21 protein-coding genes and 3 pseudogenes are annotated in these 22,848 nt (G+C 59.3%); 11 read left to right on the plus strand and 13 right to left on the minus strand.

Going from position 1 to position 22,848, the window contains the following annotated elements; all coding sequences use genetic code 11:
• Positions 1–9: 9 nt before the first annotated feature.
• Both WOC76_RS22045 and WOC76_RS22050 read right to left on the minus strand, forming a co-directional pair.
• Complete coding sequence (locus WOC76_RS22045; protein ID WP_341103387.1) at positions 10–702, minus strand: response regulator; 693 nt, start codon at positions 700–702, stop codon at positions 10–12.
• Positions 699–3,398: a sensor histidine kinase KdpD gene (locus WOC76_RS22050; RefSeq protein ID WP_341431591.1), complete on the minus strand. Its 2,700-nt coding sequence runs from the start codon at positions 3,396–3,398 to the stop codon at positions 699–701. The genes WOC76_RS22045 and WOC76_RS22050 overlap by 4 nt, the downstream gene beginning before the upstream one ends.
• A 740-nt stretch (positions 3,399–4,138) precedes the next feature.
• Here WOC76_RS22050 and kdpF point away from each other — a divergent pair.
• From kdpF to WOC76_RS22075, 5 genes and pseudogenes are all read left to right on the plus strand, one after another.
• Entirely contained in the window at positions 4,139–4,225 is an 87-nt protein-coding gene (gene kdpF, locus WOC76_RS22055) for a K(+)-transporting ATPase subunit F (RefSeq protein ID WP_341103610.1), read from the plus strand.
• A 33-nt stretch (positions 4,226–4,258) separates the two neighbouring features.
• Positions 4,259–5,968 carry a potassium-transporting ATPase subunit KdpA gene (gene kdpA, locus WOC76_RS22060; RefSeq protein ID WP_341431592.1) on the plus strand — a complete coding sequence of 570 codons (1,710 nt, stop codon included), beginning with the start codon at positions 4,259–4,261 and terminating at the stop codon, positions 5,966–5,968.
• A gap of 14 nt (positions 5,969–5,982) precedes the next feature.
• Positions 5,983–8,079 (plus strand): potassium-transporting ATPase subunit KdpB, encoded by a 2,097-nt coding sequence (gene kdpB, locus WOC76_RS22065; RefSeq protein ID WP_341103390.1) that lies wholly within the window; start codon positions 5,983–5,985, stop codon positions 8,077–8,079.
• A gap of 9 nt (positions 8,080–8,088) precedes the next feature.
• Positions 8,089–8,739, plus strand: a complete 651-nt coding sequence (gene kdpC, locus WOC76_RS22070) for a potassium-transporting ATPase subunit KdpC (RefSeq protein ID WP_341103393.1) — start codon at positions 8,089–8,091, stop codon at positions 8,737–8,739.
• Positions 8,740–8,978: 239 nt separating this feature from the next.
• Positions 8,979–9,515: pseudogene (locus tag WOC76_RS22075) on the plus strand (IS481 family transposase); the annotation flags it as partial.
• Between the two features lie 93 nt (positions 9,516–9,608).
• Here the strand turns inward: WOC76_RS22075 and hemP (WOC76_RS22080) are convergent.
• Complete coding sequence (hemP, locus tag WOC76_RS22080) at positions 9,609–9,872, minus strand: hemin uptake protein HemP (RefSeq protein WP_341103395.1); 264 nt, start codon at positions 9,870–9,872, stop codon at positions 9,609–9,611.
• Positions 9,873–10,990: 1,118 nt separating this feature from the next.
• Positions 10,991–11,236 carry a hypothetical protein gene (locus WOC76_RS22085; RefSeq protein ID WP_341103397.1) on the minus strand — a complete coding sequence of 82 codons (246 nt, stop codon included), beginning with the start codon at positions 11,234–11,236 and terminating at the stop codon, positions 10,991–10,993.
• A gap of 226 nt (positions 11,237–11,462) precedes the next feature.
• On the opposite strand from WOC76_RS22085, the gene WOC76_RS22090 reads away from it, so the two are divergent.
• From WOC76_RS22090 to WOC76_RS22115, 6 genes are read left to right on the plus strand one after another with little or no spacing between them, the layout of a single operon-like run.
• Positions 11,463–13,538, plus strand: a complete 2,076-nt coding sequence (locus tag WOC76_RS22090; protein WP_341103400.1) for a TonB-dependent receptor — start codon at positions 11,463–11,465, stop codon at positions 13,536–13,538.
• An 11-nt stretch (positions 13,539–13,549) separates the two neighbouring features.
• Positions 13,550–14,230, plus strand: a complete 681-nt coding sequence (locus WOC76_RS22095) for a Fe2+-dependent dioxygenase (RefSeq protein ID WP_341431593.1) — start codon at positions 13,550–13,552, stop codon at positions 14,228–14,230.
• A 4-nt stretch (positions 14,231–14,234) separates the two neighbouring features.
• Entirely contained in the window at positions 14,235–14,918 is a 684-nt protein-coding gene (locus tag WOC76_RS22100) for a Fe2+-dependent dioxygenase (RefSeq protein WP_341431594.1), read from the plus strand.
• Positions 14,915–15,727: a tonB-system energizer ExbB gene (exbB, locus tag WOC76_RS22105; RefSeq protein WP_341431595.1), complete on the plus strand. Its 813-nt coding sequence runs from the start codon at positions 14,915–14,917 to the stop codon at positions 15,725–15,727. The genes WOC76_RS22100 and exbB overlap by 4 nt, the downstream gene beginning before the upstream one ends.
• 3 nt (positions 15,728–15,730) lie before the next feature.
• A complete protein-coding gene (gene exbD, locus WOC76_RS22110; protein WP_341103404.1) occupies positions 15,731–16,162 on the plus strand; it encodes a TonB system transport protein ExbD in 432 nt (143 codons plus the stop codon).
• Between the two features lie 56 nt (positions 16,163–16,218).
• Complete coding sequence (locus tag WOC76_RS22115) at positions 16,219–16,950, plus strand: TonB family protein (protein ID WP_341103405.1); 732 nt, start codon at positions 16,219–16,221, stop codon at positions 16,948–16,950.
• A 440-nt stretch (positions 16,951–17,390) separates the two neighbouring features.
• Here the strand turns inward: WOC76_RS22115 and WOC76_RS22120 are convergent, their stop codons facing one another.
• From WOC76_RS22120 to groL, 9 genes and pseudogenes are all read right to left on the minus strand, one after another.
• Entirely contained in the window at positions 17,391–17,519 is a 129-nt protein-coding gene (locus WOC76_RS22120; protein ID WP_341103406.1) for a hypothetical protein, read from the minus strand.
• Between the two features lie 170 nt (positions 17,520–17,689).
• On the minus strand, positions 17,690–18,004 hold the full coding sequence (locus WOC76_RS22125) for an antibiotic biosynthesis monooxygenase (protein ID WP_341103407.1): 315 nt from the start codon (positions 18,002–18,004) through the stop codon (positions 17,690–17,692).
• Between the two features lie 283 nt (positions 18,005–18,287).
• Positions 18,288–18,395 (minus strand): annotated as a pseudogene (locus WOC76_RS24440) (hypothetical protein); the annotation flags it as partial.
• A gap of 39 nt (positions 18,396–18,434) precedes the next feature.
• Positions 18,435–18,614, minus strand: a complete 180-nt coding sequence (hemP, locus tag WOC76_RS22130; protein ID WP_341103411.1) for a hemin uptake protein HemP — start codon at positions 18,612–18,614, stop codon at positions 18,435–18,437.
• 180 nt (positions 18,615–18,794) lie between these two features.
• Complete coding sequence (locus WOC76_RS22135) at positions 18,795–19,376, minus strand: HAD-IC family P-type ATPase (RefSeq protein WP_341103613.1); 582 nt, start codon at positions 19,374–19,376, stop codon at positions 18,795–18,797.
• Positions 19,280–19,720 (minus strand): annotated as a pseudogene (locus WOC76_RS22140) (HAD family hydrolase); the annotation flags it as partial. The pseudogene WOC76_RS22140 and the gene WOC76_RS22135, both read right to left, overlap by 97 nt.
• A gap of 160 nt (positions 19,721–19,880) precedes the next feature.
• Positions 19,881–20,561: an IS6 family transposase gene (locus WOC76_RS22145; protein WP_341103413.1), complete on the minus strand. Its 681-nt coding sequence runs from the start codon at positions 20,559–20,561 to the stop codon at positions 19,881–19,883.
• Positions 20,562–20,621: 60 nt separating this feature from the next.
• A complete protein-coding gene (locus tag WOC76_RS22150; RefSeq protein WP_341103416.1) occupies positions 20,622–20,900 on the minus strand; it encodes a hypothetical protein in 279 nt (92 codons plus the stop codon).
• A 112-nt stretch (positions 20,901–21,012) separates the two neighbouring features.
• Entirely contained in the window at positions 21,013–22,635 is a 1,623-nt protein-coding gene (gene groL / locus WOC76_RS22155; RefSeq protein WP_341431596.1) for a chaperonin GroEL, read from the minus strand.
• Positions 22,636–22,848 lie beyond the last annotated feature (213 nt).

Genomic DNA, 22,848 nt, shown 5'->3' on the forward strand with positions numbered 1-22,848 from the left:
GCCAGGCGCCTAGTTGGTCACTTTTACGAAACGGTAACCGACGCCAGGCTCTGTTACAATTATCTGCGGGACGGCGGCGTGATCTTCGACTTTTCCGCGCAATTGCCCGATGAAAACGCGCAGGTATTGGGTATCCTCCTGGTGCGCGGGCCCCCAAACTGCGGTGAGAATTTGTCGATGGGTGAGTAGCCGTCCCGCGTGGCGAGCCAATGTTGTGAGAACGTCATATTCCTTTGGCGTCAATTTCACAGGCTTGCCATTCTTAGTGACAGTGTGGTCGGAGAGATTGACACATAGTGCGCCGCTCTCAATCCTTGTAACCTCCGCCTTGCCCTGCAAGGTATGACGAAGGGCTGCTCGCAGTCGCGCCAAAAGTTCGCCGATCCCGAAGGGCTTCTCAACGTAATCGTCGGCCCCCGCATCCAATGCAGCGATCTTTTCGCTCTCTCGATCCCTTGCCGAGAGGATCAGGATTGGCGTCTTTGAGAAGGTTCGGGCTTGAGTGAGCACCTCCCTGCCGTCGATGTCTGGCAATCCCAGATCCAGTATAACGGCGTCCGGCGCGGACGCAGCGATCATTTTCAGGGCTTGCCGACCCGTTAAGGCCTCCAGGACGTCGTAGCCGCATGCTGTCAAAGCCGGCTTAAGAACGCGATGAATCTGAGGCTCGTCGTCAACGACGAGAATTCGAATGTTGCTCATGCTGATCCGCCTTGTCCCGGCTGCTGCGGAATGGGAAACCTCATGACGATGCGGGTTCCGCGTCTTCGGACGGCGGGGCTTTGGGCGGCAATCTTTCCGCCCATCGCTTCGACCAATCCCCGACAGATCGAAAGACCGAGGCCCGTTCCTGCCTTGCGGCCGTCTACCCTCCCGCCCCGATAAAACTTCTCAAAGATCCGCTCGAGATCGCTTGGTTTGACGCCCTGCCCTTCGTCCGTCACCGAGACGACGAGATCCGCGCCCTCGCGCCGGGCGTACACGGCCACGGTCCCATCCCCATATTTATTGGCGTTGTCCAGCAGATTGAAGAGAACATTGCTCAAGAGATTGACATCCCCCTTTATGAGCGGAAGATCTTGCGACAAGCTTGCTGACACCTTTAACTCCGGAAACGCCTTTCGGCTTCGTTCGACGGCGGTCTTGACGGCGTCGCCGACCTCAATGAATTCCCGGCGAGGCGCGATGGCGCCCGCTTCGATCCGAGACATCTCGATGAGATTGGAGATGAAGCGAGACAGCCGTCCAGCTTCTTCTTCGATTGACGCCAGTAGATCCTGGCGGTCAAAAGCGCTCATTTTTTCGCCGAGCTGTCTGAGACTCGTCACAGCGCCGGTGATCGACGTCAACGGCGTCCGCAGATCGTGAGACAAGGACGAAAGGAGAGTCATACGCAGTTTTTCGTTCTCCTCCAACGCTGCGGCCTTGACAGCCTCCCCAACGAGCATGGAGCGATCGAGCGCGATCGCCGTCTGTTCGAGCAAAGTGGTCAACGTCCCTTCCTGCTGAGCGGATAAGGGTTCATCTGCTTTCTTGAACTCAACGCCCGCGACAGCTAGCACGCCCCGTGAGGTGGAGAGCGGTCGAAATTGAAAGCGAACGTTTGGCAGCGTCCCGGTACTCCACCCAGCTGGTTCGCATTTCTCAAGGACCCAGCGGGCGGCGCTTGTTTCTCCCGCATCCAGTTCGTCCAGAGGCGGCCACGCCGCAGAAAGCGTGAGCTCGCCATCATTCGGAACGAGAAGGACGACACAGCGTGCGTCCAAAGTTTTTTGGATCTGGCCAACCGCGGCCCACAGCACCTCGTCGAGATTCGACGCCCCGGAAAGGTTACGCGAAAATTCAAATAAGGATTGCGCGGTTTCTGCGCGAGTGCGCATAAAATTGGAGTACTCGCGAACTCTACTCGCAAGCATTCCCGTGACGAAAGCGACAATCAAAAAGACGACCAGCGCCAGGAATTCGGAAGGATCTCGGATTGTAAACTGGTATCGCGGATCGATGAAAAAGAAGTCGCAGGCTAAAAACGCAAGGACCGAAGCCGTAATCGCGGGCCACAATCCAAACCACGCGGCGCAGAGCACGACCGGAACGAGAAATATGACCGAGAGGTTTGGAAGGCTTAGCCAACGATCCAGCAGATAGCCGATGGCAACCGTAAGCGCGACTGAAAAAAGGGCTGCCGTCGCTCCCGGCCAGTAATGGCCATCTCCCAGCCGAAGCCAGCCTGGTCTTTCGGCAACTCGCTTACGCTCGGCCCCCATCACAACCTGGACGGCCACGTCCTCGGAACGCCTTACAATCTCGTCTGTCAAAGACCAACCAAAGAGTCGGCCAAAGAGGCTTGCGCGGGAGCGGCCGATGACAATCTGCGTGATGTTTTCCCGATGCGCGTATTTCAGCACCTCACCGGCGAGATCGCTTCCCGTGAGGCGTTCGATTTGGGCGCCGAGTTGTTCGGCGAGGTGCAAGGCGTCATAAATTTTTTTGACGGTCTCCGCACTCTGTTCGTCGTTGCCTGACCTCGCGACGTGAAGCGCGACCCATGGCGCGTTCAGTCCGGTCGCCAGCCGGGCCGCGGCCCTCACGACCTTCTGAGAGGAGCTATCTGCTCCCACGCAAACCAGTAGGCGTTCAGTCGTCGCCCAAGGCCCTTCAATCGCGCCCTGGCGGAGAAAGTCGACCATTTGGTCGTCGACCCGATCCGCCGTTCGACGTAACGCCAGTTCACGCAAAGCGGTGAGGTTTCGTGGGGTGAAAAAGTTTTGAAGGGCCCGCTGGGCGGTCTCAGGGACGTAGACCTTTCCTTCCTTCAATCTCTGGAGAAGTTCGTCGGGCGTAATATCCACTAGAACGACATCCGCCGCTTGATGCAGAACACGATCGGGAACCGTCTCGCGAACTGAAATGCCGGTGATCTTTGAAACAACGTCCGCCAGGCTCTCCAAATGTTGGATGTTGAGGGCTGTCCAGACGTTGACGCCAGCGCGGAGCAGTTCGTCAACATCTTGCCAGCGCTTGGGGTGCCGGCTATCCGGGGCGTTCGTATGCGCCAGTTCATCGACAATGATCAATTGCGGCTTGCGGGCCAGCGCTGCGTCGATATCGAATTCCTCGATCGTCCGGCCGCGATAGTCAACCTTGCGCCTGGGCAAAACCTCGAGACCGGCCATCAATTCTTCCGTTTCGCGACGGCCGTGGGTTTCGGCAAGTCCGATGACGATATCCATTCCTTCGTCTCGAGCCGCGCGCGCCCGACGGAGCATGGCGTAGGTTTTGCCGACGCCGGGGGCCGCGCCGAGAAAGACGCAGAGTCTGCCCGACCTTTCCTGCTCGGCGAGCGCAAGGAGCGCCTCCGGGTCGGGCCGCCGATCAAAGTCTGTCTCTGGTTCGGCCATTTTTTCTTGCCTCGAATTGCTCGATGCGAACCTGCTGAGAAGACGCTCGAACCCGGGAGAATAGACCAATAAAAGGTACGCGGCCACGACTATGGCAAGCGTAAAATGGAAAAGGACAAAAGGATTTTTTGCGAGCTTCCAGCAGGAACTCCCGCGCCCCTAATTGAGCCCCTACGCCAAGGACACAACATTCGAATAGCTTCTTGACGGCCCCCCAATCCATATTCGCGTCGATCCGTCGAAGAGGAAAAAGCACACATGTTCGAGCCTCACTCTGTGGCGCTGCCAGCCTTCACGGTTGGGGTTCTGCTCGGCGTTATCTTGTGGGCCGGCCGGATGCGGTGAAGGAGGAATACATGACCGGAATATATATCTTAGGCCTCGCCACAATCTGCTTTATCGCGACCCTAAATATTCGCGATGAACTGCGGGCGAGACGAGCGCAAAAGCGGCACAACCATTTCGAAAAATAGCGCGCTTTGGCGCTTTTGTTCCGTTTCACCGCCAAGCGTCATTCAGCCGATCTCCCCGGGAGCTCTCCGGGACCGTCTTTATGAAACCTTTATGCCAAACTGCCAGATTCAGTATGGCCTGCTTACGGACTTTACGCCCATAGTGAAGCGATTTTCCAAGCGGAGCCAAACATGCTTGACCTTATCTACCTCGCCCTTGGCGTCGTCATCTTGATCATCATGGGCGCCTACGCCCGTGCCTGCGGGCGGCTTTAAAGGAGTTTCGCCGTGTCGGAACCGATCATCGGCCTGTGCGTCGCCTTGTTGCTCGGCGCTTACCTCGTCTACAGCCTGCTTCATCCGGAAAAGTTCTAATCAGAAGGCTCGGGCTTGCCCGAGATCAAATCCATGACTTTCGTCGGTTGGGCGCAAATCGCCCTTGTGCTCGCGGCCGTCATCGCGGCGGCGATCCCGCTCAGCGCTTATATCGCGCGCGTGCTTGGGGGCGAACGTACCTTCTTGTCGCCAATCCTCGCCCCGGTGGAGCGCATCTTTTACAAGTTTTCCGGGGTCGACCCGTCGCGCGAACAGGGTTGGCTCGCCTATGCAATGGCGATGCTCGCCTTTAGCATCGCAGGTTTCGTGTCTCTTTATTCCATACAGCGCTTGCAGGGGTACTTGCCTCTGAATCCTCAAGGGTTCAGCGGCGTGCCGTCTGATCTCGCCTTCAACACCTCTGTTAGTTTTCTCACCAACACGAACTGGCAGAATTACAGCGGCGAATCGACCATGAGCCATCTCAGCCAGATGCTCGGGTTGACGGTTCACAATTTTCTGTCCGCCGCGACTGGCCTCGCCATGGCCTTTGCGCTGGTGCGGGGATTTTCGCGCGCGGAATCACCAACTGTCGGCAATTTCTGGGTCGATCTGACGCGATCGACGCTGTATGTGCTGCTCCCCCTCTCCATCGTAATGGCTCTTCTCCTCGTCGCGCTCGGCGTCCCGCAGACGCTGACCGGATCGGTGGAAGCCACGACCCTCGAAGGCGCCAAACAGGTGATCGCCCTCGGTCCCATGGCGAGCCAGGAGGCGATCAAGGAGCTCGGCACCAATGGCGGCGGCTTCTTCAACGCCAACTCAGCGCATCCGTTTGAGAACCCGAACGCCTGGTCCAATCTGCTCGAGATCTGGGCGCTTCTGGTCATCCCCTTCGCGACTGTGTTTGCGTTCGGGCGAGCCGTGCTCGACTTTCGGCAGGGCCGCGCCATCGCCATCACCATGGGGATTGTCCTGGTCGCGGGCGTCTTCATCGCCTATTGGGCCGAAGGCGCCGGGAATCCGTTGCTGACCGCGATTGGCGTCGATCCGTCTCCCGGCAATATGGAAGGCAAGGAGGTCCGCTTCGGCGTCGCCACCAGCGCCCTCTTCGCCGCTGCGACCACCGGAACGAGCACCGGCGCCGTCAATTCAATGCATGACTCCTTCATGCCTTTCGGCGGTCTGGTGCCCATGTTCAACATGCTGATGGGCAGCATTGCCCCTGGTGGCGTTGGCGCCGGTCTTTATGGCTTCCTGGTCCTGGCGGTCGTCGCCGTCTTCGTCGGCGGCCTGATGGTCGGGCGCACGCCGGAGTATCTGGGCAAAAAGATCGAAGCCCGCGAAATCAAGCTCGCGATGCTTGCCGTCCTCATCTATCCGATCACGGTGCTCGGCTTTTCCGCCGCGTCAGTGATGTTGCAGACCGGCCTTGCCAGCCTGAACAACGCCGGTCCGCACGGCTTGTCGGAGATCCTCTACGCTTTTGCGTCGACGAACGATAATAATGGCTCCGCGTTCGCGGGCCTCACTGGCAATACGCCGTGGTACAACACCACGCTCGGCATTGCCATGCTGCTCGGTCGCTTCGCCTTTGTCGTCCCGGTGCTGGCGATGGCGGGATCCTTTGCGGCGAAGAAGAAGGCGGCTCCCTCCGCCGGCGCCTTCCCGACGCATGGTCCACTGTTCGTCGGCCTGCTCATCGGCGTGATCTTCATCCTCTACCTTCTGCAATATTTTCCGGCGCTCGCGCTCGGACCCATCGTCGAACATTTCGCGATGGATGCAGGCAAGGTCTTTTAACGGAGTCGACACTCATGTCTTCGAAAGTCGCCGCTCCCGGCCTCTTCGATCGGGCAATTATCCAGCGCGCGTCCATCGACGCGTTCAGAAAACTCGATCCACGCCAATTGGCGCGCAATCCGGTGATCTTCGTCACCGAAGTGGTGTCAGTGGTCGTCACCCTGATTTTCATCCGCGATGTCGCCGCCGGGAATGGAGCCGCTCTGTTCACGGGGCAGATTGCGGCCTGGCTGTGGTTCACGGGGCTTTTCGCCAATTTTGCCGAAGCTGTCGCCGAAGGGCGCGGTAAGGCGCAAGCCGACGCGCTGCGCAAGACCCGGACCGACACGCATGCGAAGCGCCTGGTCGATCCCGAGGGCAAAAGCGGCATGAGGGACGTCGTCGAGGGCGTATCCGCGCTCGATTTAAGGGTCGGCGACATCGTCCTTGTCGAGCCTGGCGACCTGATCCCCGGCGACGGCGAGATCATCGAGGGCGTGGCCTCCGTGAATGAATCCGCGATAACCGGCGAGTCCGCGCCTGTGATTCGCGAGGCCGGCGGCGACCGCTCGGCCGTCACCGGCGGCACGACCGTGCTTTCCGACTGGATCAGGGTCAAGATCACCGCCGCGCCCGGATCAACCTTCATCGATCGCATGATCGCTCTCGTGGAGGGCGCGCAGCGCCAGAAGACCCCCAATGAGCTCGCCCTTTCGATCCTGCTGTCCGGCTTGACGATCATCTTTCTCATCGTCTGCGTGACCCTGTGGCCGCTCGCCGCCTATTCCGGGACGACGCTGACCCTCAGCGTGCTCATCGCCCTGCTCGTCTGCCTGATCCCGACGACCATCGGCGGCCTGCTGTCCGCGATCGGCATCGCCGGCATGGACCGGCTCATCCGGTTCAACGTCATCGCCACCTCCGGCCGCGCCGTCGAGGCGGCGGGCGACGTCGACACGCTGCTGCTCGACAAGACCGGGACGATCACCTTCGGCAACCGCATGGCGGATGAATTCATCCCGGTCGGCGGCGTGTCGGAATATACTCTGGCTGAAGCCGTGATGCTTGCGTCGCTTGCCGACGAAACTCCTGAGGGCCGCTCCATCGTCGGTTTGGCGAAGAGCCGCTATGCATTGCCCGCGCCGACTCTTGCCGCAGACGCGCGGGTTGTGCCCTTTTCGGCGCACACGCGGATTTCCGGGGTCGATCTTCTCGGCCGCTCGCTGCGAAAAGGCGCTGTCGACGCGGTTGTGAAGCAGACCATTGGCCAGTCGGAGATGGCGGGCGCAGCCAACGACGTTCTGGACCGCGCGCACGTCCCGGAGGACTTCACCCGTACTGTCGATCGTATCTCCCGCGCCGGCGGCACGCCTCTCGCCGTGTCGGAAAACGGACGGCTGCTCGGCGTCGTGCATCTCAAGGACATTATCAAGCCGGACATCAAGGCGCGTTTCGCCGCCTTGCGCGCCATGGGCATCAAGACCGTAATGGTCACGGGCGACAATCCGGTCACGGCCGCGGCCATCGCCGGCGAAGCCGGCGTCGACGACTTCATTGCTCAGGCCACGCCCGAGGACAAGCTCGCCTATATCCGAAAGGAGCAGCAGGGCGGCCGTCTGATCGCCATGTGCGGCGACGGCACCAACGATGCCCCGGCCCTCGCGCAGGCGGACGTCGGCGTCGCCATGCAGACGGGGACGCAGGCGGCGCGCGAGGCCGGAAACATGGTCGATCTCGACAGCGATCCGACCAAGCTCATCGAGATCGTCGAAATCGGCAAACAGCTGCTGATGACGCGCGGATCTCTGACGACCTTTTCCATCGCCAATGACGTCGCGAAATATTTCGCGATTATTCCGGCGCTGTTCGTCGTCACCTATCCGGAGCTTGAGGCCATCAACATCATGAAGCTCGCGTCGCCGCAGTCGGCGATCCTGTCCGCGGTGATCTTCAACGCACTGATTATCATCGCGTTGATCCCCCTGGCCCTGAAAGGGGTCGCCTATCGTCCGGTCGGCGCTGCGAAGCTCTTGCGCCGCAACCTCCTCATCTACGGTCTCGGCGGCGTCATCGTGCCCTTCATCGGAATCAAGGTGATCGATGTGGCCGTCTCCTTCCTGCATCTTGCGTGAGGATCGATCATGCTCTCACAAATTCGACCCGCGATCGTCATGATCGTTTTGTTCACTGCCCTCACGGGACTTGCTTACCCCCTCGCGATTACCGGCATCGCTCAGCTGACGATGTTGGGAAAGGCTAATGGGAGCCTCATTGAGCGTGATGGCGCCGTCATCGGCTCGAGCCTGATCGGTCAGAACTTCCTCTCCGATCGCTATTTCCATGGGCGTCCTTCGGCAACGACCGGCCCGGATCCGGCGGACCCCGCGAAGATCATCGACGCGCCTTACAATGCGTCGAATTCTATGGGCTCCAACCTTGGCCCAACCTCGAAGAAGCTAGTTGACCGGGTGAATGCATCGATCGAGGCAGAGTTCGCGGCAGGGCGCATCGACGTGGTCGCAGCGGACGCGGTGACGACCTCCGCCTCCGGTCTCGATCCGCACATTTCGCCGCAATATGCGTTGGCTCAGGTTCCTTCTGTCGCGAAAGCGCGCGATCTGCCAGAACAGAAGGTGCGCCTCCTCGTCGAGGAATACACGGAAGCGCGCGTCGCCGGCGTCATCGGAGAGCCGCGCGTAAATGTGCTGCAGCTGAACCTGGCCCTGGACGGCGTACACTGTTCGATCTCGATGACACGCAGGCGGAAAAACTCCGAAGGTCCCAGTGATTAGGTCGCTCGAGGGCCTTTTCCGCTCCCAACTCGAACGAGTTTGACAGCCGGAAGAGAAAACTTGCAAGTCAGCCGTGGATTCTCGTCATCGACAACGAACCAGGAATCCATCGCCTTTAAGGCCGGCTCTGGAATCTTGCGCACATGAAACAATCAACGCGACGACGGGGCGGCAGGCGCTAGATGTTTGATCCCGGGGTTTGGTGGTGCAATCTTATCCAGCGGCTGGAAGGATGCGCTATGGGCCAGGTTCTCCACGGGAGCGCCCGCACGACAGAGGCGGTGCGTCGAGCGATACAACATAGTCAAGAGAGCCTGAGAGCCCTCGCCAAGCGGTATGGCGTCAACCAGAAGACGATCGCCAAATGGAAGAAGCGGGCCTCGGTTTGCGATGAACGGACCGCGCCGAAAGAGGCCGAATCGACGGTTCTGATGATCGAGGAGGAGGCAATCATTGTCGCCTTCCGCCGTCACACGCTGCCGCCTTTGGACGACTGCCTCTATGCGCTTCAGGCGACGCTTCCGCATCTGACGCGTTCGTCGCTGCATCGCTGCTTCCAGCGCCACGGCATTTCACGGTTGCCCAATGTCGAGGGCGAGGTTTCCGCCAAGCGGAAGTTCAAAGCCTATCCAATCAGCTATTTCCATATCGACATCGCCGAAGTTCGCACGGCCGAAGGCAAACTCTACATGTTAGTGTCGATCGACCGCACGTCGAAATTTGCCTTCGTCGAGCTGCACGAGAAGGCCACGACGCGGATCGCTGCCGATTTCCTGTCGCGTTGATCAAGGCCGATCAAAGGCCTCTTGCGCTGCGTCATACATTCTGTGTCATTTTCTTGCGATCGGAAGGGCAGCGCCGCGTCCAAGTCACTTCGTCAGGATGAGTTTGTTCTTGGTTGTGATACGCAGACGATACCGCTCTCCATCATGGAAAATGATTGCCTCTACGGCGTCCGCGATGAGTTCGCGTGCAACATATTCTCTCGGGAGAAACTCCGGCGACCCAGCTGGTAAGGCGGGCAGTTCTTCGTCCTGTGTTTCTGACATTGCCTCTCGTCTCGCTTTACCGGCACGCTGAAGCAAGTCAGTCGCATCGTCAACACCTAATAGCGTTGATTGGAAGTCGAGCAATTTTCAAATCGTTCCAATTCTGCAGCGGATCCAGGCAAGACCGGGAAAAAGGAATCGGATTTAAATATCTTATTGAAATTTGGATGCGCACGCTATCAGCGCGCAGCGAAAAGCGCGCGTAGCAGCACTGCAATCGTCGCGCTATTGTGGAGAAACGCGAGGCGATCGGCGCCAGATTGCCTGAGGCGAAGCCCGCAACGATCGCGCTATTGAAGCCGACCGCGACGTCGAAATTAGAACGGATGAAGCGAAATGAGAGAGCGCGAGAATATCAGCGAAGCCGTCGAACCTGCCTTCCAGCAGAACGCTATCGGCGACGTAGACCCGAGTCAAAGCCTCGTTACCGTCCGGAGCCGTTGATGCCGGCGGCGCTTCTCAGAGCCCGACTAATCGACGTCGGACTCAGGTCATTCAGCGCTCGGTGAGGTAAGACCGTGACGCTGCCGGGCACTTCCATGATTGGCTTCTTTTCGCCAGTCGGTCCAGTCGCGCAAGTGGCGGAATAACCACGCTCGCTAGCCTGGCATTGGGGCTGGCCCACGACCTTCCGGCCGGCATTGTATGGCGTTGCAAGCGCGCCAGCAATGAAGGTGATCATGCAAACACTTATGCTCGTAGCTGTAAGAGGAATCATTTGGACACCCAAGTTGACGCGCCGCCGCTTGTCGGCGACCCTTGGGCCTAAAGTATCAGCGCAGCCGCTTCGCGCGTCAATGAAGGCGCCGACCGGCACGGCCAGCGTAAGGTCCTCTCCGCGTCGTCGGCAAGATCGGATCGAAAGAGCCACAGTTGATCCTCCGTGAGAGATCCAACGATGCCAGCGACCCGTCAACCAGGGGCTAACCGGGGGCGATCTTGATTGGAAGCCTTCCAGGTTTGCAGTGGGCTTCCTTGTAGGAAACAGTTCATTCCCCCCTTGCTGATCTTCGCTTTAGGACTTTACTTTGCTGTCTGCACCGCCACACACATGGAAGTCTTCTAACTTTCAAACTCGACTTTCTTCTTGAGTGTGCGCACAAGCGGATTCTAAACACGACTTATTGAAGCGATCAGCAAGCCAGCCACGGCGACTCGCCTAGCCAGCCAGCAGCGTAGCAAAGTCTGCATGGCAGGAGAACTCAGGTGAGACGTGTTCCGATCTCGATCAAATCCCCGATTTCCCTAAGAACTTTGCGGCTACCGAGCACGGCCCGGGATGGATCGGCGGCTACCGCACTGGGCGTGGCCGCAATTCTCAGTTCGACTGTCGCCCTCGCCCAAGACTCGTCGACGACCCTGCCGCCGGTCAAAGTCGATGCGCCGCGCGAGAAGCCTCGCCCGGTCTCGCCTTTGAAGCCGAAACCGACGCCCGTCGCGGTCGCCAAGCCGCAGCCTGCTCACCATACGGCGCAGATAAATTCGTCGGCGGGGCAACACAGCGCTGGCGCCACTTCGGCGAGCGCGGCAACCGCTGGCGGACCGGGCGGCCAGGGAATCGCGAGCGCGCCGAGCGTCCCGCTTTTCATCCAGGCGGAAGCAGACCCTTATGCGGATCCGGTCGCGCCGTATCGGGCAGTCCGGCTCGCGTCGAACAAATTCACGCAGCCGATTTTGAACCAGCCGCGCACGGTGACTGTGCTGACGAGGGAAGCGCTGGACGACAAGAACGCCTGGAACTTGCGCGAAATCGGCCGAAGCACCGCCGGCGTCACGCTCGGCACGGGCGAAGGCGGTAACGCCTTCGGCGATCGCTTCTTCATCCGAGGTTTCGATGCGCGCAACGACATTTTCGTCGACGGCATTCGCGACCCGGGGGTCAATGTGCGGGAAAATTTCTACACCGAGCAGGTAGAAATCCTGCGCGGCCCGGGATCGACATTCGCGGGGCGCGGCACCACAGGCGGCGCCATCAACATCGTCACCAAGCAAGCAAACACGATCTCAGATTTCGTCGATCTCAAGACGACAGGCGGCGTTTCGGACCAGACGAAGCGCGTCACCCTCGATGTTAACAAGGTTATCAGTCCGATTCTGGCTGTGCGCGCGAATGGCATGTTCCAGAATGCAAATGTCGCCGGGCGGGACTTTGTCACCGACGATCGGAACGGCGCCGCAGGTTCGGTTGTTTTCAAGCCGCTCGACAATTTGACCCTCACCGCGCAATACACCCATGTCTACCTCAATGGCCTGCCTGATTTTGGCGTGCCTTACAATCGCATTTATAACCGGCCTTACCCCGAAGGCGTCGTGCCACGCTATGTGTGGTACGGGTTCGTGAACCGTGACCGCCAGTCGTATTCCCAGGATTTCGGCACGTTCGTGGCACAGTATCGCTATAGCGAAAATTTGATGCTGACGAGCCGCCTACGCCAGGGGACCTCGGTGATCGATTACATCGGTTCGCTTGCGCAGAGCTCAGACTTCCTCAGAGGAACCGTGACGCTTGGGGCACAGAGTCGCTACCAAGTTACGAATGTTCTCGACAATCAGACCGAAGCAAACATCAATTTTTATACCGGTCCCATCAAGCACGAAAGCGTTGTGGGCGTCGAATTCGCCCGGGAGGGGGTGTCGCGCACGACCTACGCCGGTCTGAATTCCGAATTAAACGGAATTCCAACCGTCGGCGGACGCCTGACCTGCAACCTTTATCTGCCCTGTAACTATCTGCCATTTTTCGGCAACCCCTATCGCAACCCAAATGCCACCAATATCGGCGTCAACACCTCATCCGGCTATGTGATCGAGACGGCGAATTATCAGGACATTGTCCTGGCGAACGGCGGGGTGCGTTTTGACGACTACAATATCTGGAACCGCGACACTTTCGGCACAACGACCGCCAAAAGCCATTCGTTCATGACCAACTACAATGGCGGTCTTGTCCTGAAGCCACTGAAGGACGTTAGCCTTTACGCGGCCTACGCCACTTCGACAAATCCAGTCGGCGCGGAACTCGACGGGGGCGCGGCCAACTATGGTGGTTTAACGACCGCGGTGCAGATTTTCCCGCCGCAATACAACCGCGCCAAGGAAATCGGCGTGAAATGGCAAGCTTTCGGCCATCTGCTCGCGACGGCGGCGCTCTTCAGGACCGACGTTTCCGGCGCCCGCGAGGTGAACTCGGGCATTACAACGGGCAACGCCGCCTATTATGTGCAGGGCGCGGATCTTGAGGTCGCCGGTAATATCACCGATAGGTGGAGCGTGATTGGCGGACTCGTCGTCATGCAGTCGAAGGTCACCAACTCCTTCGCCTATTCGAATATCGGTCTTCAGCTAGCCAATGTCGCACACGAATCCTTTAGCTTGCTGTCGAAGTATAAATTCGAGGATCTAATCGGCCTGGATCTGGATGGCCTCGAGATCGGCGGGCAGGCGATTTACCGCTCGAAAATATACGGCGGCAACAACCTTATTGCGAATGGCGCGACCGTTATAAATTCGTCCGGCTGGCCGGCTCCTACCGTCGCAAACCCCTTCGTCAATGTTCCAACGATCCTACCCTCCTATTGGCGCTTCGACGTGTTCGCCGAGGCAAACCTGTCGAAAAATGTAGGTCTGAAGTTGACCGTCATGAATCTCTTCGACCGCACATATTATGACGCCTTCTACCAGACGGCGACTCCCTTCACGCAAATGGCTCCGGGCCGCGCCGCCTACCTCGAAGCCCACGTGAATTTCTAGAGGATCTCACCATGCTCGCTCATGTTCCCTCCGCGCTCGGAAAGGCCGACGTCCTGCGCTTGCGCCACGCGCTCGCGGGCGCCTCGTGGGAGGACGGCGCGTCGTCGGCGGGAGCGAGCAAGTCGGCTAAGCGGAGCATTCAACTAGCCCCAGATTCTGACCTGTCGCGCCAGCTCGGAGCGGCGGTGATTTCGGCGCTTCTCTCAAGCCCCACTTTCGTCTCGGCTGCCATCCCGCTTAGGATCTTTCCTCCGCTTTTTGAACGTTACGAGGTGGGGGACCGGTACGATCCGCATGTCGATAATGCGGTGCGCGGCGACGCCCTGACGGGGGCCCGGATTCGCGTGGATCTTGCGGCGACGCTACTGTTGACAGAATCCGCGGAATATGAAGGCGGTGAGCTGATCGTGGAGGATGTTTTCGGGTCGAGGAGATTCAAGCCGCAAGCTGGCGACATTGTCCTTTTTTCCGCTGGCAGCCTGAACATGGTGACTCCCGTCACGCGAGGCGAGCGTCTCGCCTCGTTCGTTTGGTTGCAGAGCATGATCAAGTCCGATGAAGCACGCGACCTCGTTTGCGATCTCGACGCCGCGATACGGGACCTCTCTCCCCGCGTCGACGGAGACGATGCGGACCTGCGTAAGCTGACGACCGTCTACCACAATCTCATCCGCTTTTGGGGAGAAGCGTAGGCCCATGCTGATCTGCATCCCCGAGGTTCTGACAAAACAGCAGGTTGCCTTCTTTCGCGAGACCATGGCGGCGTCCGATTGGGAGGATGGGCGGACCACGGCCGGTTCGCAATCGTCGCTCGTGAAGAACAATCTGCAGCTTCCGCAAGACGGCGCCACCGCAAGGGAGCTAGGAGAGCATGTTTTACAGGCTCTTGCCCAATGCCCGAACTTCGTATCGGCGGCCTTGCCCGCGAAAATCTTTCCGCCGCTCTTCAACCGATATGGCGTCGGGCAAGACTTCGGTCTTCACGTCGACAACGCCATCCGCGGCATTCCGGGCACGGCGATTCGCATTCGCACCGACCTTTCCTGCACGCTATTTCTTTCTGAAGCGGAGGATTACGACGGCGGCGAACTGGTCATTCAGGACCGCGTGGGGCAGCAGGAGGTCAAGCTTGCCGCTGGCGATCTCGTCCTCTACCCGTCGACGAGCCTTCACTTCGTCCGAGAAGTGACGCGTGGTGAACGCGTCGCTTCTTTTTTTTGGCTACAAAGCATGATCCGGGACAATGTGGCCCGCGCTTCGCTGTTCGATTTGGACCAGGCGATTCAGTCTTTCAGCAATCGGCTCGGCGCAGGCGACCCGAGTTGTGTGCGGCTGACCGGTATCTATCACAACCTCATTCGGATATGGGCGGAAGCATGAAAAACACGATGCGTTCAGCGTTCCTGGGAATGCTTTTTCTACAAGGCCCTATTTCGACGGGCTGGGCCCAGGGCTCCCTGACTGCTCGCACCCTCGACTCCGCCATCGCGGCGACGAAACCTCACGACCTCTCCGTCTGGATGATGTTTGCAAACGCCGATATTGTCGTCAAAATCGTGATGATCGGCTTGCTGCTGGCTTCGGTTGGCACGTGGACAGTTCTCGTCGCCAAGACGATTGAATTGAAGCGCGCGCGCCAGCGCGCCATCGACGCTCTCGTCAAGCTCTCCGACGCACGCGGCCTTTCAGAAGCGCGCCTCGCTTTGGGGAACGGCGACCGCTTGACCGCCGCGCTCCTCTCAGAAGCAACGCGCGAGTTGAAGCTGTCTTCGGACATTCTCGCCGGGCCGGGCGTCAAGGAGCGCGTCGCCTCCTGCTTCGCTGAGGTCGATCGCGCGGAAGGGATGTCGATCAAGCGCGGCACAGGATTGCTGGCGTCTGTCGGATCGACGGCGCCCTTTGTCGGCCTGTTCGGAACCGTATGGGGCATCATGAACAGCTTCATCGGCATTTCGAAGGCGCAGACGACCAATCTCGCCGTCGTAGCGCCAGGCATCGCCGAAGCACTTCTTGCGACGGCGATCGGCCTCTTTGCGGCGATTCCCGCCGTGCTCATCTACAATCATCTCGCGCGACAGACGAGCGCCTATCTGGAACTGGTCTCCAATGTGTCAGGAGAATTGCTGCGCATCGTATCGCGCGATCTCGACCGTGGCCATCATGCGAGCAAGATTCAGGCGGCGGAGTAAAAGATGGCGGCGCATCTCGGCAAAGGCGATCTTCAGGAAACGCACGAGATCAACGTCACGCCATTCATCGACGTGATGCTGGTTCTTCTCATCATCTTCATGGTGGCGGCCCCGCTGGCCACCGTCGACCTGCCGGTCGATCTTCCAGCCTCCAACGCGGCCCCGCATGAGAAGCCGGAGAAACCTGTCTATGTGACGATTCAATCCGATCTCGCGCTGGCGATCGGCGATACGCCGGTCAAGCGCAACGAGCTCGTGGCGACCCTCGAACGGCATCTCGGCGACAAAGGCAAGCGCCTCTATCTCCGCGCCGACAGCGCAGTGCCCTATGGCGAGATGATGGCGGTGCTGGAGCGGCTTCGCGCCGGCGGCTTTCTGAAGGTTGCGCTTGTCACGCTCGACGCGGGCGGCAAACAGCCGGACGGCCCCCAATGAGCGGGGCCGCGGCTCTCCGTAATGAAGCGCCGGATAACCGCTTATGGAGCGTGGCGGTGTTCTGTGCGCTCTTTCTGCATGTCGGCGGCGCGGCAACGGCGCTCCTCACTCTTCGCGGCGACGTCGACGAGGACGCGAGCGGCGCGCCGGCGATCGAGATCTCGCTCGAACCGGTGGCGGCGCGTGAGATCGAGCATCTCGACCACCCGCCCGGCCCCGTGACCGACGAGTCCGCGGCGGCGACTCCGTCGGTCGCCTCAGCCGAAACCAAGGAGAATATCGAAGAGAAAATAGCGCGGGCCGAGGCGGAGGATGCAGAGCTGTCGCGCGACGCGAAAGCGGAGAGGCCAGTCGAGGATCAGAAGTCGCGGCAGGCCCAGCAGGTGGTGTCGAACGAATCCGCCGCCTCCGAGGCGACCGCGCCGCCGAGATCGGAGGCGGAAAAGCTCGCCGAGCGCACCGCTGCGCCGGTCCAAGGCGCAGATACGGCGGCGAACGCCGTCAAGCTGACTTGGCAGAAGGCGCTGATGGCGCATCTCAATCGCGCCAAGCGCTATCCGCCCGGCGGCGGCAGACGGGCCGCGGAGGCGAGCGTCCACTTCACGCTCGATCGACGCGGCCACATCCTCGTCTACAACATCAAGCGCTCGTCCGGCCTCCCCGTCTTCGACGAAGCCGCTCTCGCCATGATGAAGAAAGCTGACCCTGTGCCCCCGCCCCCGCCAGTCATCGCAGACGAAAGCCTCTCCTTCGAGGTGCCTGTGCAGTTTCGAGCGGATCGGCGTTAAGCCTCTCGCTCTCGGCGATGGGCAGCGGTGCGCGTGGCCGTTCAGTTAAGGGTTCGATCTGGCGATGGCTTCCCGGCCGATTCGGCGAAAGGTTGATGTGTTGGTGCGCCTGCCTCGAGTTGAAGGGACCTGCCGCAGACGCCCTCAACGAAACGAGCGAAATCTCCGCAGACCTCGCAAGGCGCACTGGACATACCCTCGGCGAGGCGTCAACCGACGAACCGGTTTGACCGCCCGGGGTTTGGCCCGCCGACGGCATGTCCGAGAACGAGCTGGCCGCGCTGGCGCTCTGAAATAACGCCCCCTTTCGGGAAATTTCGCCGGTTTGAGTATGCCGCGCGCCGATCTCGTGCAGACACAGAGTATGATGGCGGTCTGAAACGAGACTTCTTCGATAGCGAGCTGAATTTCGAGCTCGGACTCTTCGACGTGACGCGGGATCACGTCGCCATCCCCAATCCGGCCACTCCCTGGTGATGGGCCACCAGCACAGTCACGACGTCGAGGTCAACGTCTAAGCGGAAATCCCGTAAAACCTTCACATCAGCGGCGTCGCCGCTTTTCTTCATGCGATCGCGACGAGGGCCTCCAATGTTCCTTCCCATGTCGGCATCGATTTCTTAGGTGAGCCGCGGCGGGTCTAAGCGTTAATACGACCCCGGTATTTTTTAAAAGCAGGCAATTCATCCGAGATGCAACAATGTCGCGTTCCCCTTTTCAAAAATTTAATAGGCGCGATCTACTGTGGATTGTTTCGCGAGATTGTCGCGTCGAACTCTTCAAGCCTGGACGGCGCGAGACCTGCGTGGACGCTGCCAACCGAAAGGCAGCCTCCGTAGAGCTCATGACGCCTCCATTCGAGAAAGGACATTTCCGATTCCCAGATTGCCACCGCGAAATATAGAACGTGCTGATGCAACTCCTTGCCCTTGTCGAAGCGAAACCCAATGAGGCCTGTTACGCCGGACAGCCGAGCGCTCGTCTCGGCCCATGCGGCTTCGAAGGCCGCTTCTCGACCACGAACCACCCTGAACTGATTAGAAGCCATGAACATGATGCATTGTCCCCTTTGCAAAAGCGGCTATGTCAGCACGTTTGATAGATGTTGGCTCGTTCTGGGAACGGCGCAAATTCGCAATGAAAATGGCATACTCCGCGCATCTCTGACGCAAGCACTCATCCGGACAGGCATCGGAGTAGCAGCAACGGAGAACAGCCAGTCCATAACCTGCGAGCTCGGCCTCATCTACACAATGTCTGACCGGAGGCTGATTCATCGCCCAGGCGAGAATTGCGTCGATTCGTTTGCTCTCTTTCGCTGCGTCACACATTCGATGTCACCTTTTTGCGATCGGGCATGTGCAAGTTACTTCGTCAGGATAAGTTTTTTCTTTGGTTGTGATACGCAGGCGATATCGCTCTCCATCATGGAGAAGGATTGCCTCTACGGCGAAACCGAAATTGACAGCAGCGGCGCATCCTAGTCACTTCGTCAGGATGAGTTTGTTCTTGGTTGTGATACGCAGACGATCCCGCTCTCCATCATGGAAAATGATTGCCTCTACGGCGTCCCCGATGAGTTCGCGTGCAACATATTCTCTCGGGAGAAACTCCAGCGAACCAGTTGGTAGGGCGGGCGGATCTTCGTCCTGTGCTTCTGACATTGCCTCTCGTCTCGTCTTAGCGGGACACGCTGAAGCAAGTCAGTCGCATCGTCAACGCCCCGCAGCGTTGATTGGAAGTCTAGCAAATTTCAAAACGTTCCAAATCCAAAGTTAATCCAGGCCAGCCGCCAACAAGAAACGGATCTCGACCCCACTTGATAAACTCGAATGCGCACACAGTCACCGTACTGCGAAAGGCGCGCGCAGCAGCACTGCAATCGTCGCGCCATTGTGGAGAACAGCCGAGGCGACCGGCGGCAGATTGCCTGATGCGGCGCCCACAAGAATCGCGCTGTTGACGCCGACCGCCGCGCCAAAATTGGAACGGATGAGGCGCAATGTGTTCTGAGAGAGCGAGAGAATCTCCGCGAAACCGTCGAGCCTGTCGTTCAGCAGAACGATATCGGCGGTCGCGCGGGCGATGTCGGCGGCGCGGGGCATGGAGACGCCGACATGCGCTTCCATCAGCGCGGGGCCGTCGTTAACGCCGTCGCCGACATAGGCGACCGGGCAACCCTGCTGTTTGAGCGTCGCAATGATGCGCGCCTTGTCTTCCGGCTGCTGCTCATAATAGACCGTGTCGAGCCCCAGGGTCTTTCCAAAGACTTCGGCCGCCGCCTGATGGTCGCCGTGATCATAACCAGGCGTTTCACGCCGAGGGCGCGCAGCCGCGCAAGTGTCGCGGCGCTTTCGGCTCGCAACCGGTCGCGCAAGGCGACGACCGCGAGCGGGCGGTCGTCGGCGGCGACATAAAGCAGCGATTTTCCCTCCGCCCGAAACTGATTCACCAACTCTCGCGCGGCCGCGAAAGAAATATGTTCGTCGTCCTCCAGGAAATGTCGGCTGCCGAAACGGATGCTCCGGCCTTCCACATTCGCCTGCACGCCATGGCCGACGATGAAATTCACCTCCTCATGCGGAATATGGGCGAGCCGCCGCTGCTCGGCGAGACGCACGACCGCGCGCGCAATTGGGTGGCTTGTATGCTCGCCGAGCGAAGCGATCATGGCCGCCGCGCGCTCTTCGTCGATCTCGGGCGCGAGCGGGCGGATGTCCGTGACTTCCAGCGTATTATGCGTAAGCGTGCCGGTCTTGTCGAAAACCACCGTGTCGACTCCGGCGAGCGTCTCGATGGCCTATCCGCTCTTGACCAAGCAGCCATGACGACCGGCGCGATACATTGCCGATTTGATGGCGATCGGCGTGCCCAGCGGTTCTGTTGCGTTAATTTCATTAGAGCGTGGCCCGGTTGCCCCTCGGGGTATTTCAGGCGGCCAATGAATAAAATTGTTCTGCGGCGGAAAGATTTTCGCTCGCGGCGGACACCATCTGGCCTTTGTTGATCATGTGCATGAGTTCGATGCCTTGCAAGGTGGTTCGAGCCGAGCGAAAAGATTTGAAACCGAGCATCGGCCCCACCACTCGCTTGATGGCTCGGTGGTCCTGTTCGACGATGTTATTCAGGTATTTGATCTGCCGCATCTCGATCTCTTGACCGGTTTCCTCCTTGAGCGCCTCGCTGGCTGCGGCATTGGCGCCGCTCTTGTCGATCGTGATCTTTTCCGGCAGACCGTGTTGCCCGACCGCTTTCTTGAAAAAACGCAGAGCGGCTTTCTTGTCGCGATGAGCTGTCAGTAGGAAGTCGATGGTGTGCCCGTGCTTGTCGACGGCGCGGTAGAGGTATTTCCACTGGCCGTTGACCTTGATATAGGTCTCGTCCATCCGCCAGCTGTTGCCGACCGCGCGCTTCTCGCCTTTCCGGAAGGCGGCCTCTAACTGGGGCGTGAACTTTTGGACCCAGCGGTAAATGTTGGAATGGTCGACCTCAACGCCGCGCTCGAGCATCATTTCCTTCAGGTTCCGGTAGCTGAGGGGATAGGCGAGGTACCAGCGGACACAAAGCAGGATGATGTCCTTTTCAAAGCGGTGTCCTTTGAAGTCGATCATGGGGGCCGATCTAAGCGGTGTTGGTTAGGCGCATAGCTTACCGAAACCGCGCCGTCTCCGCTAACGCACCAGAACCGCCTTGATCGCATGCTCCATTCGGGCATCTTCGGAGCCAATGATACAGAGGTTAAACCCGCTCGCACGGATCTGCGTTCCAAAGCGTAACGCCTCCGCCGCTCTCGGCTGGCCTGCCAGTCCGTCAATAGCTTCAATGTCCGCCGTCGTTAGGAAGGGAATCGCCGAAAGATCCGCGCGACGATAAAGTTCGTCTACGGAAAGCTTTTGCGCCAGAACCCGCGTCTCTTGCCGGCCGTCGGCGTCAGAGCCGTTCAGTCCCATAGCTAGACCTTTCGCAAGGGAGATTATGTTATCCGTTTCGGGAAATGCGTCGACCCTGCTATTGCTGCCCGCGATTATCGTCGGCGGATCTGTTTTGCTTCTGGTTCTGACCTTACAGACCCAATTCGCCTTCTTGGTTTCGTTTGCCTGTCTTTTCGGGGACCTCTGTCATGGTTGCTTCCGTAAGGAGCAAGACCCCCGCCACCGAAGCCGCATTCTCCAGGGCGACGCGCAACACTTTTACGGGGTCGATAATGCCTGCCTCGATCAGGTCAACATATTGCTTGCGCGCCGCGTCAAACCCAAAATTCGCGTCCCCCTCGAGCACCCGGGCGATCACCACTCCGCCATCCACGCCAGAGTTTTCGGCGATCTGCCGGGCAGGCGCTTCGAGGGCGTGCTGAAGAATGCGAAGGCCGGTCTTTTCGTCCCCTTCAGTGCGGCCCTCCTCGGTCGCGAGCGTTTCTATGCACCGCAGCAACGCAACCCCGCCGCCCGGCACGACCCCCTCCGCTACAGCCGCCTTTGTGGCGCTAATCGCGTCGTCAAGAGCTTCCTTCTTCGATTTCATTTCCGACTCGCTCGGCGCGCCAACGCGGATCACCGCGACGCCGCCAGAGAGCTTAGCAATTCGCTCTTCGAGCTTTTCGCGGTCATAGTCGCTTGTCGACTTTTCAAGCTCGCCTCGGATCGACTGAATACGGGCATCGATTCGATCGCGAAGTCCCGCGCCGCCGATAATCGTGGTTTTGTCTTTATCGACGACAACACGCGCCGCCTGTCCGAGTCGGTCGATCGCCGTGTGCTCAAGCTTCAGTCCGACTTCCTCGGAAATAACTTGGCCCCCCGTCAGCAAAGCGATGTCCTCGAGGAGAGCCTTTCGTCGATCGCCAAAACCCGGGGATTTAACTGCGCAGACTTTGAAGACGCCGCGAAGATGATTGACGACCAAAGTCGCCAGAGCTTCGCCCTCGACGTCCTCGCAGATAAGCAGCAAGGGACGCCCGGACTTCGCGATCTCTTCCAATAAGCCTACGATCTCCCGAAGAGAGCCGACTTTCCGATCGCATAAAAGCAGGTAAACATCCTCGAGCACGGCCTCCATGTGCTCAGGATCCGTTATAAAATACGGCGACACGAAGCCGCGGTCGAATTGCATCCCTTCAACGACCTCAAGGGTTGTTTCCGTCGTCTTCGATTCCTCGACGGAGATTACGCCTTCGTCGCCGACCTTCTCCAGCGCGCTGGCCACCAGTTCGCCGATCGCCGGGTCATTATGAGCCGCGATCATCGCGACCTGGGCCTTTTCTTTGCGCGTGGTCACCGGCCTCGCGATCTTTTGCAAGTGACTGATCGCCAATTTCACGCCGTCATCAATGCCGCGTTTGAGCTCGACCGCGCTGGCCCCCGCGACAACGTTTCGGCTTCCTTCCGTCGCGATGGCGTGCGCGAGAATCGTTGAAGTGCTCGTCCCGTCGCCAACGACCTCGCCGGTCTTTTCCGCGGCCTGGCGCAAGACGCGCGCCCCAAGGCTTTCTTCGGGGTCTTCGAGGTCAAATTCTTTAGCAATCGTCACTCCATCATTGCAGACAATTGGGGCGCCCCAGGTTTTCTGAATCAAGACGGATTTCGATTTCGGCCCGAGGGTTACGCGAATTGCGTCAGCGAGCTGCGTTGCGCCGCGAAGAATCTTCTCCCGCGCCTCAAACCTGAAAAGCACCCGCTTATGCGTCATTTCTAGCTCCAATTAACGCCGACTTTGGCTGTGAGGCTGTGCGAGTAGTCGCTGGTTCCCCAGCGCCAAGTAGTTCGCAGGACTATTGACGCGTGATCCCGCGGCCAATTGTTCTCGAATTTGACCATTGTTGCAAAGCATTTATCGATAAAATTCTCAAAGAACCCTGTAGCTTGACATTCTGGTCGCCTCGCGTCGGCGGCAGAGTTTATT

It is taken from the genome of Methylocystis sp. IM3, assembly GCF_038070105.1.
Lineage (GTDB): Bacteria > Pseudomonadota > Alphaproteobacteria > Rhizobiales > Beijerinckiaceae > Methylocystis.